This window comes from Streptomyces sp. NBC_00285 (genome assembly GCF_036174265.1).
In the GTDB taxonomy this organism is placed as follows: Bacteria; Actinomycetota; Actinomycetes; order Streptomycetales; family Streptomycetaceae; genus Streptomyces.
In genome coordinates this window covers 3,643,590-3,658,795 of sequence record NZ_CP108055.1, presented here as the reverse complement: position 1 = coordinate 3,658,795, position 15,206 = coordinate 3,643,590, and the positions used below count along the sequence as shown (strand labels likewise).

Here is a 15,206-nt window from a genome sequence, read left to right as displayed (position 1 = left end):
AACGCAATGCTGACCGTGGAAGCCCGAGTCGAGACCGAACGTGCGAGCCGATACCTCGACCAACTCTGCCGACATGCCCAGCAGATGGGGAATCACCCGCACTACCGGCCGGGTGCTCACGGCGGAGGTGACACGCACAGGCCCCCCGAGGTGCATCACGTCGAATGGTCCGACACCGACGGAACCGTCCGCCTGAGCCTGGGTCAGTGGTTCTTGCGGGCCGCCCCGGACGCACTGATGGTGCGTATCGAGGCCGACAGCGAGGAGAACCTGCGAAGGATGCGGGAGCTCATCACCTCACGCGTCGAGAAGATCGGCAGGCGCGACCATCTGACGGTGGCCTGGCAGCAGCCCGAAGCGCCCGGTTCTCTCCCCGGTACGGATGGGCAGACAGCTGCCCCGCATCCGAAGCTGCACGGTCCCGCAGGCGGCACAACGAACCGGTGGACCCTCAGGGCAGTCGTCGGGGTGGTGGCGCTGATGGCCGTCGCGCATCTGGTACTGGGTGGCTCCGTGCTGGCGGCCTGGAAGTGGCTGGGCTGGGGTGCCGGCGCCGTCATCGCGGCAGCCCTCCTGGCGAAGGCCATCGCAATGGCCGGCTTCGTCGCCCACCGCCGCAGGCGCACCGGGCGAGAGGGAGGCGGGCCGTCGCTGGCCCATAAGAAGCGGCAGACAAGCGCATGAGTACGCTCGAAGTCCCCGGTGCACGCCTCTACTACGAGACCCGTGGCCGCGGCCCGCTCATGCTCATGATCCCGGGGGCCAACGGTGACGCCGATGCCTTCGGCATGGTGGCGGAACACCTCGCGGCGCACTACACCGTCGTCGTCTACGACCGCCGCGGCTGAGATGTGAATCCGGGGTCCTGTGGGCAGCGTCGCTTCGGCCTCGTGGGGAGGCCGTGCTGGTCCCGGGGCCGGGTCAGGCGGGTTGCGTCGGGGCGGGTTCGATGCTGACCTCGAAGCCGAGTGCTTCGAGCTGGGCGGTCAGGCGTTTGGCGCGCTGAGCTGGACTGAACCGGCGGGTGGCCCAGTCCGGGCCCAACTCCCGGTAGGGCACATGATCGTGGACGATGTGCCAGTAGGCGACGACGATGTCGTGTCGGGTCGCACCGAGCGCCTTGTAGCCGCCGGCCCGGCCCTTGATCTGCATGTGATGCGCGGACAGGTAGGTGCCCTTGGCCTTCACCGCGCCCCACGCCGCCTCGGTGAGTACGACCTTCAACCACTTCGGGCCGGGCCGGCTGCGGCCGCCCTTCCGCTTGCCGCCCGAAGCATGATTGCCCGGACACACCCCTGCCCAGGAGGCGAGGTGGGCCGAGGTGGGGAAGGCCGACATGTCCAGACCGATCTCGGCGACCAGCACCTGGGCGACCTTCGCCCCGACCCCGGGGATGGTCTGGATCAGTTCCAGGACCTCGCCGTGCGGGGCGAGCCGGGCGGCAATCTCCGCGTCGTAGGCGACGAGCCGCTGCTCCAGCCCGTCGATATGGGCAAGGAGACCACGCACGATGACACCATGGTGCTCGACGCGGAAGCGGTGCTCGAGTGCCTCCTCCAGGGCTTCGCGTTTCGAGCGGAGCCGACCCTTGGCCAACGCGGCCAGCTCCACCGGCGAGGTCACCCCGTCCAGCAATGCCTCCAGCACCGCCCGCGAGGTCTTCGACCACACCTGCGAGGCCACCGAGGTCAGCTTGATCCCGGCGTCCTGCAGCACCTTCTCCAGCCGCTGGATCACCCGGACCCGCTCCTGGGACACCGCCGTCCGCGCCCGGGTCAGATCCCGCAGCTCACGAAACTCCTGCACCGGCACGAAGGACGGGCGCACCAGCCCGCACTCAAGGATCCGGGCGATCCACACCGAGTCGCCGACATCGGTCTTGCGGCCGGGCACGTTGCGCAGATGCGCCGCGTTGACCAGCCAGCAGGTGAACCGCCCCTCCAAAGAGGCGAAGACGGGCTTCCAGTACACCCCGGTCGCCTCCATACCGACCAGCTCCACCTCTTCGCAGGCCAGCCAGTCACCCAACTCGGCCAGCGCCCGCATGGTGGTCTTGAACGTCCGGGTCTCCGCCACCCGCGAGCCCCGCCGCTGCCCCGGAGAACGGACCGTCGCCACCACCGTGTCCCGGTGCACGTCCAGTCCGGCGCACCGCTCGAACAGCACCTGCATCCCGGCCTCCTCCGCGACAGCACCGATCAACGCGCCGCCCGGAAGGGGCCTACCGATCCAAAGAGTCTGAGATTCGCGCTCGCAGCAGCAGTCGACAATCCCTCAAGCCCCAGCGTCATACTTTTCCCCGGACTCGTGGATACCAAGCGCAACCGACGTCTGCCCGGACAGCACCCCACCAGCATGCGAACGGCGCGGCAGAGCACTCAAGCGGCGCAGGGAAGCCAACCAGCCACCGCCCAGCACGCGTTGCGCGCCCCCGGATTCTCATCCCGCCACGGTGGCGGCGCGCAGCGCAGTCATGGGTACTTTTCCCGGAGCCGGCTCGACGGTCCGCAGGACTATGACCGCCGACTCGATACCGACGCCGACGACGCCCGAAGCCTGATCGAGCACCTGAGCGACGAGCCTGCGACCATCTTCGGCAGCAGCTCCGGAGGCATCGTCGCCCTGGAGGTCCTCACTCGGCATCCCCTCACTGTTCGCACGCTCGTGCCGTACGAGCCGCCGGCTGTGCGGTATCTGCCCGACGGACAGAAGTGGCTCGACTTCTTCACCGGGCTGTACGACCTCTATCGTCGATCCGGCATCCCTTCGGCACTTGGGAAGTTCCAGGAGGAAGCCTTCGCGGAGCCGGACCGGGAAGCCATGGCCGCCGCGCGGGCCAGGGACCCCAAGCGGGGCAAGTACCTGCTCGCCAACGCCGCCTACTGGTTCGAGCACGAGTTGCGCCAGTATCCGGCGGTCCTCCTCGACCTCGACGCCCTCGCGGTGCACGCCGATCGGATCGTATTCGCCGCCGGGCAGGAGTCGCACGGCTATCCCGCTCACGAGGCGAGCATCGAGCTGGGGCGCAAGCTCGGCCGGGACGTGACCGAACTCCCCGGCGGCCACCTCGGACACGTGACCCAACCCGGTCGCTTCACCGAGGAGTTGGTGTCGGCTCTGGGGCAGGCTGACTCCGCTACGGGTTAGTCGGCGGGCGGAGCCGGGGGCCTGGTCCGCCCGCCGCGATGTGTGCTCAGCCGATGACCGGTCCTGCGCCCGGCACGATGTTCACCGGGATTCCCGGCGAATATCGCTGCTGTTCCGTCTCGTAGGGGGACGGTCCGGCGGAGCGGGCTTCACCAGCCGGGACGCTCGGTCCAGGTCCGGGGATCGCCCCCGTAGGGGCGCCGGGGATAGCCAGTCCCTCAGCTGTGCCGCCGTCGGCTTGGGGCGGAGCCGTGGCGGCTGTCCGCTCGGTTGCCTGAGGAACGGTGTCGGCCCCGGCGTCGATCGCGCCGGCGGGGACGGACGCGGGCGCTGCCACGGCTCCCGCAGATGGCAGCGGCTGCGCCGTGCCTGCCTGACCGACCCTGATGTCGGGCGGTCCTTCGGATACTTCGATGGTCAGACGCATGATCGTCCTCCGCTCGCCGGTCAGTGCAGCCGCGCGTAATGCAGCTCGTAGCCGGTGGCGACCGAGCCGGTGTTCCGGACCGTGATCCAGTAGGTGAACAGTCCGTTGCCGTCGCGCTCGATCTCCACCGAGGAGGTGACCTTCCCGCCGGCTGTCGTCGGCCGCGCCGTCCAGTCCATATGCCAGTACGGCGACCAGCCATAGGTGAACAGGTACTGGGACTGCCCCGGTTGGAGGGACCCGTTGTACTGCACGCCGGTGACGTTCAGGTCGTACGGCGTTACCTGGTGACGGTGCAGCGAGGTGTAACCACCGCCGGTGAGTTCGGTGATCTCGCCGGGCTGCGCCTCGCGGCGCAGGGGGCCGATGGTGGTGTCGACCGACAGCAGACCCTTGGTGGCGGCGCGGAAGTCCGTCTCGAACCGGCGGCGCAGTTGGTCGATCCGGTCGGCCAGGTCATGCGACCTGGCGAAGTCCTTGGTGAGCAGGCAGAAGCCGTGCTTGAACTGTTTCGGGGAAGTACCGGCGTTGGGCACCCGACTACCGTTGGCCCAGAGGAAGTTGTCGATCTCAAGTCGCTTCTTGTTGGCGCTGAACGTGTTGCCGGACACGTTGGTGATGTTCGACAGCAGGTTCATGTCGCCCACCTCGTCCGGGCCCATCGCACCCATGAGGTAGAGGTCGAGCTCGCTGTACTCCCGCTGGTCGGAAGCCAGGGAGACGCGCTGGAACTGGCCCCCGCCGATGTCCACCCAGTCGAAGATGTCGTAGTCCATGGGCGAGCGGTCGTCGTCGAACTCCGCCGCCCAGTGGGCGAATCCGCCGAGCATGTTGTCGGTCAGGTTCGGCCCGTTCTGGCTGTCCCGGTACGGAACGAAGCTGCCCCAGCGGTGTCCCTGCTCCTGCAGCATGACGTACCGCCAGGCCGCGAAGTGCCCCTGGTTGAGGAAGAGGTATCCCTGGAGTTTGTTCGTGCCGAGCGCCGGGCGGTTGCTGAAGACCGGGTAGCCGATGCCCTGCGTGTCGTTGTGTACCGGCTGGTACCAGGAGGAGCCGCCCTGCGGGGGCATGCCGCTCGCGGTGTCGGTGAAGAAGCTCACGAAGTCGTAGATGTCAGGGTTCTTGAGCCGGAACAGCTTGTAGGCCCGGACGTAGTCCACGACCGGCTGGCCGTTGACGGTCTGCACGAGGGTGCCGTCGTCCTGGATGACCTCGATGTCGCCGTAGTCGTGGATGGATCCTTGGAAGGGCAGCTCCTGTCCGCCCTGTACGGCCGTCCACTGCTCGTGCAGGCGCACCTGGTCGATGTTCATCATGTCGACGGAGTGCCGGTGGCTGTCGCTGACGCCGAGTGCTTCGGTGGGGGAGTCGGGGCCGAACGGCGCGACCACGTCGGTCCCGATGCCCTCGAACTGGCGCGGGACCAGGACGGCGTGCTCCTCCTTGCCGAGCTGCGCTTCCTCCAGCTTTTCCTTCACGTAGACGATCAGCGCGACCTGGTCGGCCTGGGCCTGGCCACCGACTCGCCGCTCGCCGATGCCGACCCCGATGACGTTGGGGTCGGCGTAGAACTCACCGCGTGCCCGCTCAAGCAGCTCGGCGGGCGTCGACCCACCGGGGATCTGATACTTCTCCGGGCCTGGCTTTGCCGTGTCCTTCGGGGACATGCGCCCCTCCCTTCCGGCGGCAGGCGACAGTCACGGAGACCCAGGGAGCGGTGGAACGAGAGCAGATCACGATCTCGGTCGAATGTCCGACCTCATCCCCCGTAGCGCGCTTCCCTCACCCTGCGCTGTGTCGTGCCGTCACTCCGGCAGTGCCGGTGTACCCGACTTTTCGGGTCTCCCCGGCATACGTCTGCCTATCAACCCTGACAAGGTGCGCAGCCGACCAAACTCGCGATCTCGATCGGACCGCAGGGCCGCCGGTGAAGAGGCCGAGCGTGGTGGTCCCAGCTCATGACCGGGCGCGGCCCTGGTGAACTAGGCGCGATCCGCCTTCTGTTGTGCGTCGTGGACAGCCATGTCGATGAACGCCAGTGCTCTGGGAGCGGCGTTCGAAGGGGTTGCCGTACAGGGGCCGCTTGGAGGTGGCGGTCGATGCCATGCCGCGCGGGTGTGCTCACGCGCCGGATCCCTCTCGGAAGTCAGTGCTCGGGGTGCCGTGCGTGGTTAGTGTGGGGCCTGTGTCCGGCTGCTGGTTTGCGGTTGTCCGACGCGTGGTCCGGACTGCGCAGCCCGGACAGTGTGACCGTGACAATGCGATCGGCCGCCGCGTCGGAGGGCAGGGCGGCAGCAGCTGTGAGGGCGTGAAGGCAGTAGGTCGCGAGCTCGTCGGGCGCGACGTCGTCGCGGACATCGCCTGTCTGCGCACCTTCGGTCAACAGGTCCCGGATCATGCCGTGGAGCTGCAACTGCGCTTGGAGGACCCGCTCGTCCTGGTGGAGGAACGCCGAGAGTTCGGTGCCGTGGTGTCCGCGGGTGTGGCGCGAGATGTGGGCGAAGGCCCTCAGGACCGCCTCGAGCCGTTCGCCGGATCCGTCGGTCTGGTCGCGGATCTCCGCCAGTTGCCCGAGGTGTTCGGTGATCCGACGGTCGTGCCAGGCGAGCAGGATCGCCTCGACGTCGGGGAAGTACTTGTACAGCGTGGCCCGCCCGATGCCGACCTGCTCAGCGATCTGAGACATCGTCACCGACCGCACTCCGTGCTCGCCGGCAAGCTCCGCGGTGGTGTTGAGAATCGCGTCGCGCACCGCACGGCGGTGCGCATCGATCGTCTCGTTCCACAGCTTGGGCACCACATCAGTGTACGTGGCGGCGATGTCGATACGCTCTGTCTTGGGTCGTAGGCACTGTGTCTCGTAAGCTATGGGATCGTCTCGACTCCCAGGCGCAACAAAGGGCCCACTGGCGGCTGATCTGGGATCACGATCGAGGTCATGACAGCCCAGAGCCTCCCGCCGGAGCCTGCCTCGGCGAGGCCCTGGCCCCGACCGGGTCACTACGAAACGTCGTAACCCGGCAGATCCAATGTGGCCCTACAAGCGGACCCGCATCAGACCCGGACGCCGAACTCGAACGGGCCGCCTATGGTGCTCATCGACTCGTACCGGACGACCGTGCCGGTCCGCGGAGCGTGCAGGATCTGCCCGTTGCCCGCGTAGAGGCCGACATGGTGCAGATCTCCGAAGAAGAACACCAGGTCGCCTACCTGGAGATCGCTCTGCGAGTAGATACGTGTACCGATGTTGGCCTGCTGTTGCGAGGTGCGCGGTATGGAGACACCGGCCTGCGCGTACGCCCAGGAGGTGAGGCCCGAGCAGTCGAAGGAGCTGGGCCCGGAGGCGCCGTACACGTAGGGCGTACCTATCTTGGTCTGCGCGGCCTGGAAGGCGGCACCGGCTCGGCCGGAGGCTGGCTTCGCGTCGCCGAGCGCGCTGCGCGCGCTGGCGCGGCTGGCTCGCTCCTCCTTTGCGGCCAGCGCCGTCTTCTCCTGGGCGGTCAGGGTGTTGAGGAGCTTCTGCGCCTGGCCGAGCTTGGCCTGGACCTCTTTCTTCTTCTTGCCCAACTCCGTGCGGGTGTCCGCGAGGTCCTTGAGTTTGGCGGAGGCTTCCTCGCGCTGCTGGGCGAGCACGCGTTGCTTCGCCTGGACCTTCTTCAACTGCTCGACCTGCTGTGAGCTCAGCTGGTCGAGTGTTGACGCCTTGTCGAGGTAGTCGTCCGGGTTGGACGAGAGGAAGAGCTGGACCGAGGGGTCGATGCCGCCGGACCGGTACTGGGCGCTGGCCAGTGAACCGAGCCCGTCCCGCAGGGTGTTCAGCTCGCCCTGGCCGCGCGCGACCTTGTCCTGGAGATCGGAGATCTCGCTTTGGAGCTTTTTCTGCTTCTCATTGGCCCCGTCGTACTCCTCGGTCGCCTTCTCCGCCTGCTCGTAGAGGGTGTCGGTCTTCGCCTTGACCTGGTCCTTGCTCGGCTTCGGTGCGGCCTGGGCGGCCTGGGATGTCAGGGCCACGGCAGCGGCGGCGGTCGCGGTGAGTACGGTCACGCGAGTGCGGCTCGGCTGCTTGGGTCGACGGTGTGACGCCATGAAGGCGGGCTCCTTCTTCCTTCAGCCGCCTGCCAACACGCCGACGGGCGGTACGCCTCCACCGTCACTCCCAATGAGTGAACACCCGAGCGGAGGTGCGACACCCGAATCTACTAAGCTTCTTACGAGAAGTTCAAATCTTCGCGGCTCGAACTCTGTCGCCGGGCACGTCTTTTGCGCGGGACTCACTTGTTGAAGCGGAGCGATAACAGTGCATCTCGTGACGGATCTGCCAACTGGGGCATCCCGCATGTTTGTTGCGATCTCCGCGTACGCGGCTGTCGATGCGAAAGGCGGGTCCGGCCAACGTGCCTGGCAGGCTGCCGCGATCAAGCCCCCTGGGGTGGGCTGGTGGCGGTCCGATGCTCACGCCCTGCCCTGCGGAAGCGAGACCGAGCATGCGGGCGACGGCCTGGACGGCGCGGTGGAGGCCCTTGGAGCATCGCCGGCAGTTCCGGAGGGGCTGAGCCGCCTTCACCTGGATTGAGAACTACGAAGGTGACTACGACTTCCTTCCTTCGCCCACCCTCCTCGCTCGCAGAATGTGCCACCGATGAACTCCAACGCTCACCGCCGACGCCGCCCGTCCAGACGTACGCGCCTCCCCGGCCGGCTCACCGCCCACCCCAGGATTCTGGCCGCGGTGATCGCGATCGGCGTGGCATGTCTCGCCATACCCTCCCTCGTGCTGGCGAGTGGCGGCGATGCGGCGCGTGCCCGGTCGATGCCTGCCAAGTCCTCCGACGAGGACGCAACTGCCGAGGGGAAGCAGGAGCCTCCGTGGGACGGCAGGACCAAAGTGCTCGGAGACGGCTCCACGTCGTACACAGGGCCGCAGCCCGACCAGCTCAAGCCGACGCCGCTCAAGCCCGGCGAGAAGCCGCCACAGTTCGTCGTCTTCTCCTGGGACGGGGGACTGCAGGGGGATGATCAACTGTTCTCTCATTACCGGGAGTTGTCCAAGGCGTACAACACCCACATGACGTACTTCCTCACGGGCATCTACCTGCTGCCCAAGGACAAGAAGACGCTCTACCGTCCGCCGATGCACCAGCCGGGAGTGGCGTCGATCAGCTACCCGACCAACGAGCACATTCGCGCCACGCTGGAGCAGCTCAGCAAGGCGTGGGAGGACGGGAACGAGATCGGTTCCCACTTCAACGGGCACTTCTGCGGCACGCAGGGCGGCGGCGACTGGAGCGTCGAGGAGTGGAAAAGCGAGATCCGCCAGTTCTACTCCTTCATGGAGCAGTGGAAGACCAACACTGGCTACACCGACATCCCCGCTCTGCCCTTCGACCCCAAGCGGGACATCACGGGCGGCCGCGCACCGTGCCTGGAGGGGCAGAAGAACCTGCTGACGGCCGCCAAGAGCTTCGGCTGGCGCTATGACGCCAGTTCGACGGGCGACTTCCAGATATGGCCTACCAAGAAGAACGGCATCTGGGACTTCCCGCTGCAGATGCTCCCGTACGAGGGAGGCAAGTACCAGGGCCTGTCCATGGACTTCAACTTTCTGTACAACCAGGCCAACGGCGAGACCGACGGCGACCCGGCGAAGTACAGCGAGTGGGAGCAGGAGACCCTCAAGTCGTACTTGGCCGGCTTCAACCGTGTGTACTACGGCAGCCGGGCGCCCCTGATCATCGGCAACCACTTCGAGAACTGGAACGGCGGCATCTACATGAAGGCCGTCGACGAGGTCGTCAAGAACGTCTGCGTACGCAAGGACGTCCGCTGTGTGTCCTTCCGCGAACTGGCTGACTGGATGGACGTCCAGAGGCCAGAGGTACTGGAACAACTGCGCAGTCTGGACCCTGCCCAGTCACCGGACTGGACGACCGTCGTCAAGTAGCCAGAGTCGGGGCGTAGGACAGTGGTGCGGCGAGGCCGTTGCGCGAGTCGGAGCTTCCGCAGGCTTTCATCGCATGCGAGAGCGTACGTAAATCCTCATCCCGGAATCCGAGCCGCAGGTCGAAGAAAATAGGTGAAGTCCGGGGGAAAATGACGGCAGCCCGCCGCGAACAGGGGGCGGGCAGTCGTCTGATGGCCTGTACCGCGCCCGCCCCGTGGCCGCACGACTTCGCTCAGCCTGTCATGGTGGCCTTCTTGCCGGCCGGGGTGACGGCGAACCACATTTTGCTCTTGCCCTGGCCGTTCATCTGTCCGGCCTTCGTGTCACCCATGTACCGGTACAGCGGCCAGCCGCCCAGGGTGAGCTGCTTCATGCCGTCCGTGCGGTCGACGCTGCCGAGGAGAGTCTTCTCCACGCCCATCGTCCCGACAGAGTCCTGGGCCATCACCGGCATCCAGGTCTTCGCGCAGTCACCGGTGCACATCGACATGGACGGGGTTGCCTGGTCCATGTCGTATCGGTAGAGGGTCATTCCCTTGTCGTCGGTGACCACGCTGCCCATGCCCTGCATCGTCTTGGCCATCAACATGGTGGTCGTGGCCATGTGTTCGCTGCTGGAGGTGCTGCTGGCGGCCGGTGCGGACGTTGCCGGAGCCGAGGTGGCTGTGGCGACCGGGGCGACATTGGTGGGGTTCGTGCTGGAGGCGTCGTTGTTCGATGAGCCGCACGCCGCCAGCAGGAGTGTGGAGGCGAGTCCTGCGGCGGCGGCGAGGACGATGCGTCGGCGGATCACGGAGGTTCCCTTTCGCCGGGAGTCGGTTCTACTTACTCCCTTAGTACGTAGGGTCACTTCGGTCTGCTCAGCCTCTGGTGCCACATGACGGAGTCTTGACCATCGGCGGCGTTCGAGTTGGTGAGGTGCTGTCGAGCCGGATCAGCTCAGGTCACGAGCCAGGGCCTCGATGGGGTGCAGTCCCTTGCCGAACCGCATGATCGCCTCCCGGTTGGCCTGGAGCTCGCCGTAGGGCAGATACCGCACCCTCAGGTCCGCGACCCGGCTGAAGGCGGGGCGCCGGATCTGGGCGCGGACTTCCCCCTCACGCGCGTCCGGCGCGACGAGGTACATCCCGTGCGCGGCGTCCGGGTCGCCGCTGAGCGCCAGGTCGAGCATGCGCACGATCCCGGAGTAGATGGAGGTGGTGTGCTCCACCTCGAAGGCCGCGGCGACCTTCCCTTCCGGTTCGAGCCACAGGACGTCGATGAGGCTGATCGCCTCACCTGCGGGACCGCTTGCCAGCTCCGGCGGGAGTTTGATGAGACAGCCGTCCGCCAGGCGCCGCCCCTCGTGCTGGCGGTTGCGGTCGTTGGAGGCGATCCAGACCTGGAAGCCCAGCGCCCTGCCGAGGTCACGGAGCCATGCCTGCACCTCGGTGTGTGAGACGTCCTGCCGTTCGGCTTCGACGCGGGCTTTCTCAGCCTTGGCGCCTGAGCGAACCTGCTCCAGGTCGGCCTGCCAGGCGGCCCGGGCCGCAGTCGTGTCCTCGTCACCGCGCGGTGGAGCGACGTATCGCCCGGAGCCCACGTCGAAGAGCAGTCCTGCCACCGCGCCCAAGTCGTTGGAGAGCAGCCCCCGATGGCTGTCATTGAGCGCCAGGATTCCCTCGCGCATCGCGAGGTATTCGTCCCACTTCCCGAGCTTGACCTTCGCTCCGGTCAGGGCGTTGTAGCCGTTGACGATGGCGGTGTTGAAGGGGGAGGCGATGGTGGGGTGCAGGAAGTAGAGCAGGTTGGCCGCCGCAGGGCCGAGTCCCTTGATGCGGCGCTCCGCCAACGCCCTTATCGCGCCCAGGACTTGAGCTTCAGTGGTACAGCACCGGCATGTCTCCAACATCCGGGCGAACGCGAGCTGGTTCTCCCGGTCCTCGTAGATGTCGGGGATGCGCAGCTTCGGCTTCCACAGGAAGGCGTGGTCGGCGCCCTTGAACATCTGCCGCTGCTCCGCGATCGAACCGACGACGGTCTCCAGCGACGAGCCCTTGTAGACGACCCCGAAGGTGTCCGCCTCGATCTCCCGTACGACCTGCTCGATCCCGCGCCGGATGGACCGGAAGTTCTTCGTGCGCTCCTCCCACAGGAACCAGGTGCGGTAGGTGCTGCCCGGGTCGTCCCGCCACCGGCGGATGAGGGCGCCGACGGCCTCATGGTCGAGGTTGAGCACGGCGGACGAAGCGGAGGAAGGGGGAGAGATCGTCACAACAGAGCATTGTGGCACCGGATTTCGGGGTTCGTCCCACCGTGGAACAACTCAGTCGGAAGGGTGCGAGCACCCTGAAGGTCGTGCCGCCGTCGCGCGACTCCTACACGCCCGTCATCGTGGCGACGAGAAGGTGGTCGGCGTCCACGGCAGTCAGCGCCTGGGACTGACCGCCGGGCATGGCCGCGAGCTTCTTCCATGCCTTGCCGCCATCGCCGCTGCGGCTCAGCTCTCCGGACGAGTCGACGCCGAACAGGGACTTCTCCGTGGGCCAGGACAGGAACGCCTGGACCGGTTTGGCGCCCTGCCGAACGTACGGTCGCCGTCGGTGTTGGTGATGACGCGCGAGGCCGTGGTGGCAACCAGTTTGTCCCCGGCAGGGCCGGTCCTGGGCGCCGTCGACCTCGCGCCGCATCTTCTGTTGCTTCTCCAGGACTCCGTTGTACTCCTCGGTGGGAGCCTCGGCTTTCTCGTAGAGCTTCGCCACCTGCTTGCGTACGTCGTCCACCGAGGGTTCGGGAGCGGCCTGGTTCTGTGTCGGCAGGAGGCTCGCGGCGCTGCGGCCATGCCGAAGGTGGCGATCCGGGCGCGGCTGGGCAGCTTCTGCCGACGGTGCGTTCCCGTCGAGGGGGTAACTCCTCTGCGCGTCTGTGGACAGGGCGACGGGCTGCGGACGTCGGGTTGGTGCCGCGGCAACGGCCAAGGCCGGCCCGCTAGATGTGGTGTCTCAGGACGTTGGTTCCACGACGTTCGCGAACGGCTTCCGATGCACGTGGTCGGCAGCACTTAGGCGGAGGCGGAGGCCACGAAGAACGGAATGGCGACGAGGAAGCGGCCGGTCTCGGCTCGTCGGCGCTGTTCGGCGAGCCACTCGTCCGCCTGGTCGCGGCCGACGGAGCCGCTGGCGCAGGCCGGCTCGGCGAGCCTCGCGAGCAGCGACAGCATCGCGGGGTCGGTGAACACGCTGGTGTGCACCTCGACCGTGACATCGTCGAAGCCGTCGGCCAGGAGCAGGCTGCGGTACTGGCGGCCGGCGCGGGGCGTGTCCAGGAGGTCGGCGCGGGCGTGCACGATCGTGCGGGTGAGCGCCGCGTCATCCGAGTCGATCATGATGGCGTCCCAGTCCTGACCGACCAGGACGATCCTGCCGCCCGGGCACAGGATCCGTCGTGCCTCAGCCACCGCGCGCCCTGGCTCCTGAAGTACGTGGAAGACCTTGTCAGCGCGGTAGCCGCGCACGCTTCCGTCGGCGAACGGCAGATCCTCCGCTCCCGCCTCCTGGAACTCGGCCTGCGGCCACCGCTCCCGGGCCGCGGCCAGCATCCAGGGGCTGGGGTCCACGCCCACCGCGTGGATGCCGCGTTCGGCCAGCTCGGCGACGGCTCGTCCGGCGCCGCAGCCGACGTCCACGACGGTCGAGCCCGGGACGAGAGACAGCAGTTCGTAGGAGCGGGCCCGCAGTCGAGTGGCGCTCGGCATCTGGTCCGCGGCGTCGAGGACGGCCAGCAGGGCTTTGGTGTCGCGGTGCTCTTCCGCCGCTTCCTGATGCTTGGACATGGACGTCATGCTGCGACTTAATGTCGGCATGAAGTCAAGCGAAGACGGCGGCGCCGGCACGTTGAGCATCGGTGCCCTCGCGGCGCGGTTCGGCCTGGCCACGCACGTGCTGCGCCATTGGGAGGCGGTGGGCCTGCTGCACCCCGGACGGGACGCCGGCGGGCGCCGCCGCTACGGTGCGGACGACCTCACCCGCGTGGCGACGATCCTCATCCTGAAGGAGGCCGGCCTTGGCCTGAACACCATCGGGAGCCTGTCCGCAACCGTCGACCGCGCCACCCGGCACGAGATCCTGCATCCCGCGGCCGAGGAACTCCGGTCGAGAATCGCAGCCGCCCAGGCCTCATTGGTGCTCATCGAGGGCGGCCTGAACTGCGAGTACGAGGACGTCACCCAGTGCCCGAACTACCGGCGGCTCATCTCCGAGCGAGCCGGGCCCCGAAGTCCGGCCGGAGAGTCAGTGATCGAGGCCGTGGCACCAACCTCGTGAGACGACACAGCTAGAACTAAGTAGATTCGTAAACGGTGCCGCAAAGCGACTCCGAGTCGTAGGCGTCTCGCCAGGAAGGTTCAGCCGAGACCGGGCGGGCAGGCGACCAGGAGCGGAAGCAGGGGGACCGCCAGGGCCATGGCCGCGACGGAGCCCCACAGGGCGGGGTGCGGTGTCTTCCGTGGTCCGAGGATCCGCTTCATGCGGATCAGGGCGTTGGGGCCGCCCGCTGCCCATGCGCCCTTCGGGGTGCGGGCCGCGGCCATCTCGTACATCGCGGTGGCGAGCACCTCGTGGGAGTGGCGGCGCAGCGCCCGATCGTCCGCGATCATCTCCAGCAGCAGCGTGGTCTGCTGTCGTGCGTGTCGAGCCAGCGGTACCCATCGGAAGACCGAGTAAAAGGCCTCCATGGCGGCCAGGACCAAGTGGTGACGGCCCGTGATGTGGGCCTGCTCGTGTTCCAGTACGGCGTCGAGCTGCTCGGGCGTCAGTCGGTCCACGGCCGCGTCGCTGATCACGATTCGGGGATGGCGGCCGGGCAGGCAGTAGGCGGCGGGTGTGTCGTAGGGCAGCACGGTGGCACAGAGCCGGGGAGAGTGGCGGCCCACCAGGTCGACGGCCTCCCGGTGCTGCGTTCGCGCCCGACGGGCCCGTACGACGTGGAAGGCGAAGCTCGCGACGAGGGCGATTCCGATGACGGCTGGGACGCCGACCGCCAGTCGATCCGCAGTGTCGGGGTCCGGCTGTGCCGTGTTCGCGCTCAGCCCGCAGGTGTGCAGCAGGCCGACCAGCCCGGCGTGCAGGTGTTCGGTCGGCATGGCCAGGCTGTACGCGGTGAGTGCCGCCGCGATCGAGAACGAGACGGCCAGGGCATGCCACGCCGCCGCTGCCAGCGCCGGGGCCCTGTGCGGCCAGTTGCTGCGTAGGAGCAGCTGCGGGGCTGCGAAGCCCATGGCCGCCGTGTAGCCGGCCAGCGCCGGGGCCGCGTTCACGGGTTCGCCTTCGCCTGTCGTCCCACGTTCCGAAGAGCCTTGCGCAGAGCGGCGACTTCGTCCTCCGACATGTTCTCCACGAAGTGGACCAGCGCGGTCGGACGGTCCTTGCTCTCGCCCAGGCCGTCCTCCATGAGCGCGGCGGCGTACGCCTCGCGGCTGCGGACCGGCGTGTACAGCCAGGCCCTGCCCTGCTTGCCGCGCAGCAACCAGCCCTTGGTGTAGAGGATGTTGGTGACGGTCATCACCGTGGTGTACGCGACGGGACGGGTCTTGTTGATGTCGTCGACGACCTCACGCACCGTTGCCGGACGCTTCCACGTCCAGAGGCGGTCCATGATCTCCGCCTCAAGATCCCCCAGCCGTCGCATGGCCCTGACTCCCTTTCGCCACCGGAT

The 15,206-nt window shown here is 67.6% G+C and carries 15 protein-coding genes; 5 read left to right on the top strand and 10 right to left on the bottom strand.

The features are described 5' to 3' along the window. Positions 1–6: 6 nt before the first annotated feature. Positions 7–684: a DUF2218 domain-containing protein gene (locus tag OHT57_RS16965; protein ID WP_328747254.1), complete on the top strand. Its 678-nt coding sequence runs from the start codon at positions 7–9 to the stop codon at positions 682–684. Beyond that, complete coding sequence (locus OHT57_RS16960; protein WP_328747253.1) at positions 681–848, top strand: alpha/beta fold hydrolase; 168 nt, start codon at positions 681–683, stop codon at positions 846–848. Before OHT57_RS16965 ends, OHT57_RS16960 begins: the two co-directional genes overlap by 4 nt. Before the next feature lie 73 nt (positions 849–921). On the opposite strand, the gene OHT57_RS16955 is transcribed toward OHT57_RS16960, so the two are convergent. After that, a complete protein-coding gene (locus OHT57_RS16955; RefSeq protein ID WP_328747252.1) occupies positions 922–2,172 on the bottom strand; it encodes an IS110 family transposase in 1,251 nt (416 codons plus the stop codon). On the opposite strand from OHT57_RS16955, the gene OHT57_RS16950 reads away from it, so the two are divergent. Next, on the top strand, positions 2,131–3,147 hold the full coding sequence (locus OHT57_RS16950; RefSeq protein ID WP_328747251.1) for an alpha/beta fold hydrolase: 1,017 nt from the start codon (positions 2,131–2,133) through the stop codon (positions 3,145–3,147). The genes OHT57_RS16955 and OHT57_RS16950 overlap by 42 nt on opposite strands. Before the next feature lie 447 nt (positions 3,148–3,594). Here the strand turns inward: OHT57_RS16950 and OHT57_RS16945 are convergent, their stop codons facing one another. The 3 genes from OHT57_RS16945 to OHT57_RS16935 all read right to left on the bottom strand — a co-directional run bounded on the left by OHT57_RS16945 (position 3,595) and on the right by OHT57_RS16935 (position 7,660). Next, positions 3,595–5,241 (bottom strand): hypothetical protein, encoded by a 1,647-nt coding sequence (locus OHT57_RS16945; protein WP_328747250.1) that lies wholly within the window; start codon positions 5,239–5,241, stop codon positions 3,595–3,597. 479 nt (positions 5,242–5,720) lie between these two features. Beyond that, the gene (locus tag OHT57_RS16940) at positions 5,721–6,371 is read right to left on the bottom strand and encodes a TetR/AcrR family transcriptional regulator (RefSeq protein ID WP_328747249.1); all 651 of its coding nucleotides are present in this window, start codon (positions 6,369–6,371) and stop codon (positions 5,721–5,723) included. Positions 6,372–6,628: 257 nt separating this feature from the next. Beyond that, positions 6,629–7,660, bottom strand: coding sequence for a C40 family peptidase (locus OHT57_RS16935; protein ID WP_328747248.1), 1,032 nt, complete (start codon positions 7,658–7,660; stop codon positions 6,629–6,631). Positions 7,661–8,213: 553 nt separating this feature from the next. Between OHT57_RS16935 and OHT57_RS16930 the strand changes: the two genes are divergently transcribed. Continuing rightward, a complete protein-coding gene (locus OHT57_RS16930; RefSeq protein WP_328747247.1) occupies positions 8,214–9,515 on the top strand; it encodes a hypothetical protein in 1,302 nt (433 codons plus the stop codon). A gap of 232 nt (positions 9,516–9,747) precedes the next feature. Here the strand turns inward: OHT57_RS16930 and OHT57_RS16925 are convergent, their stop codons facing one another. From OHT57_RS16925 to OHT57_RS16910, 4 genes are all read right to left on the bottom strand, one after another. Further along, positions 9,748–10,308 carry a hypothetical protein gene (locus tag OHT57_RS16925; RefSeq protein ID WP_328747246.1) on the bottom strand — a complete coding sequence of 187 codons (561 nt, stop codon included), beginning with the start codon at positions 10,306–10,308 and terminating at the stop codon, positions 9,748–9,750. Between the two features lie 141 nt (positions 10,309–10,449). Further along, entirely contained in the window at positions 10,450–11,769 is a 1,320-nt protein-coding gene (locus tag OHT57_RS16920; RefSeq protein WP_328747245.1) for a type II restriction endonuclease, read from the bottom strand. 103 nt (positions 11,770–11,872) lie between these two features. After that, entirely contained in the window at positions 11,873–12,277 is a 405-nt protein-coding gene (locus OHT57_RS16915; protein ID WP_328747244.1) for a hypothetical protein, read from the bottom strand. Positions 12,278–12,555: 278 nt separating this feature from the next. Beyond that, positions 12,556–13,326 (bottom strand): methyltransferase domain-containing protein, encoded by a 771-nt coding sequence (locus OHT57_RS16910; protein ID WP_328747243.1) that lies wholly within the window; start codon positions 13,324–13,326, stop codon positions 12,556–12,558. A 7-nt stretch (positions 13,327–13,333) separates the two neighbouring features. On the opposite strand from OHT57_RS16910, the gene OHT57_RS16905 reads away from it, so the two are divergent. Then, entirely contained in the window at positions 13,334–13,816 is a 483-nt protein-coding gene (locus OHT57_RS16905; protein WP_328753221.1) for a MerR family transcriptional regulator, read from the top strand. Positions 13,817–13,896: 80 nt separating this feature from the next. Here the strand turns inward: OHT57_RS16905 and OHT57_RS16900 are convergent, their stop codons facing one another. Both OHT57_RS16900 and OHT57_RS16895 read right to left on the bottom strand, forming a co-directional pair. Then, a complete protein-coding gene (locus OHT57_RS16900) occupies positions 13,897–14,808 on the bottom strand; it encodes a M56 family metallopeptidase (protein WP_328747242.1) in 912 nt (303 codons plus the stop codon). After that, the gene (locus OHT57_RS16895; protein ID WP_328747241.1) at positions 14,805–15,179 is read right to left on the bottom strand and encodes a BlaI/MecI/CopY family transcriptional regulator; all 375 of its coding nucleotides are present in this window, start codon (positions 15,177–15,179) and stop codon (positions 14,805–14,807) included. The genes OHT57_RS16900 and OHT57_RS16895 overlap by 4 nt, the downstream gene beginning before the upstream one ends. Positions 15,180–15,206 lie beyond the last annotated feature (27 nt).

What these genes read in the sequence shown, in the direction of transcription:
- OHT57_RS16965 (WP_328747254.1), top strand. Translation starts at nt 7, where the DNA reads ATGCTGACCGTGGAAGCCCGAGTCGAGACCGAACGTGCGAGCCGATAC.
- OHT57_RS16960 (WP_328747253.1), top strand. Translation starts at nt 681, where the DNA reads ATGAGTACGCTCGAAGTCCCCGGTGCACGCCTCTACTACGAGACCCGT.
- OHT57_RS16955 (WP_328747252.1), bottom strand. Translation starts at nt 2,172, where the DNA reads ATGCAGGTGCTGTTCGAGCGGTGCGCCGGACTGGACGTGCACCGGGAC.
- OHT57_RS16945 (WP_328747250.1), bottom strand. Translation starts at nt 5,241, where the DNA reads ATGTCCCCGAAGGACACGGCAAAGCCAGGCCCGGAGAAGTATCAGATC.
- OHT57_RS16935 (WP_328747248.1), bottom strand. Translation starts at nt 7,660, where the DNA reads ATGGCGTCACACCGTCGACCCAAGCAGCCGAGCCGCACTCGCGTGACC.
- OHT57_RS16930 (WP_328747247.1), top strand. Translation starts at nt 8,214, where the DNA reads ATGAACTCCAACGCTCACCGCCGACGCCGCCCGTCCAGACGTACGCGC.
- OHT57_RS16910 (WP_328747243.1), bottom strand. Translation starts at nt 13,326, where the DNA reads ATGTCCAAGCATCAGGAAGCGGCGGAAGAGCACCGCGACACCAAAGCC.
- OHT57_RS16905 (WP_328753221.1), top strand. Translation starts at nt 13,334, where the DNA reads ATGCTGCGACTTAATGTCGGCATGAAGTCAAGCGAAGACGGCGGCGCC.
- OHT57_RS16895 (WP_328747241.1), bottom strand. Translation starts at nt 15,179, where the DNA reads ATGCGACGGCTGGGGGATCTTGAGGCGGAGATCATGGACCGCCTCTGG.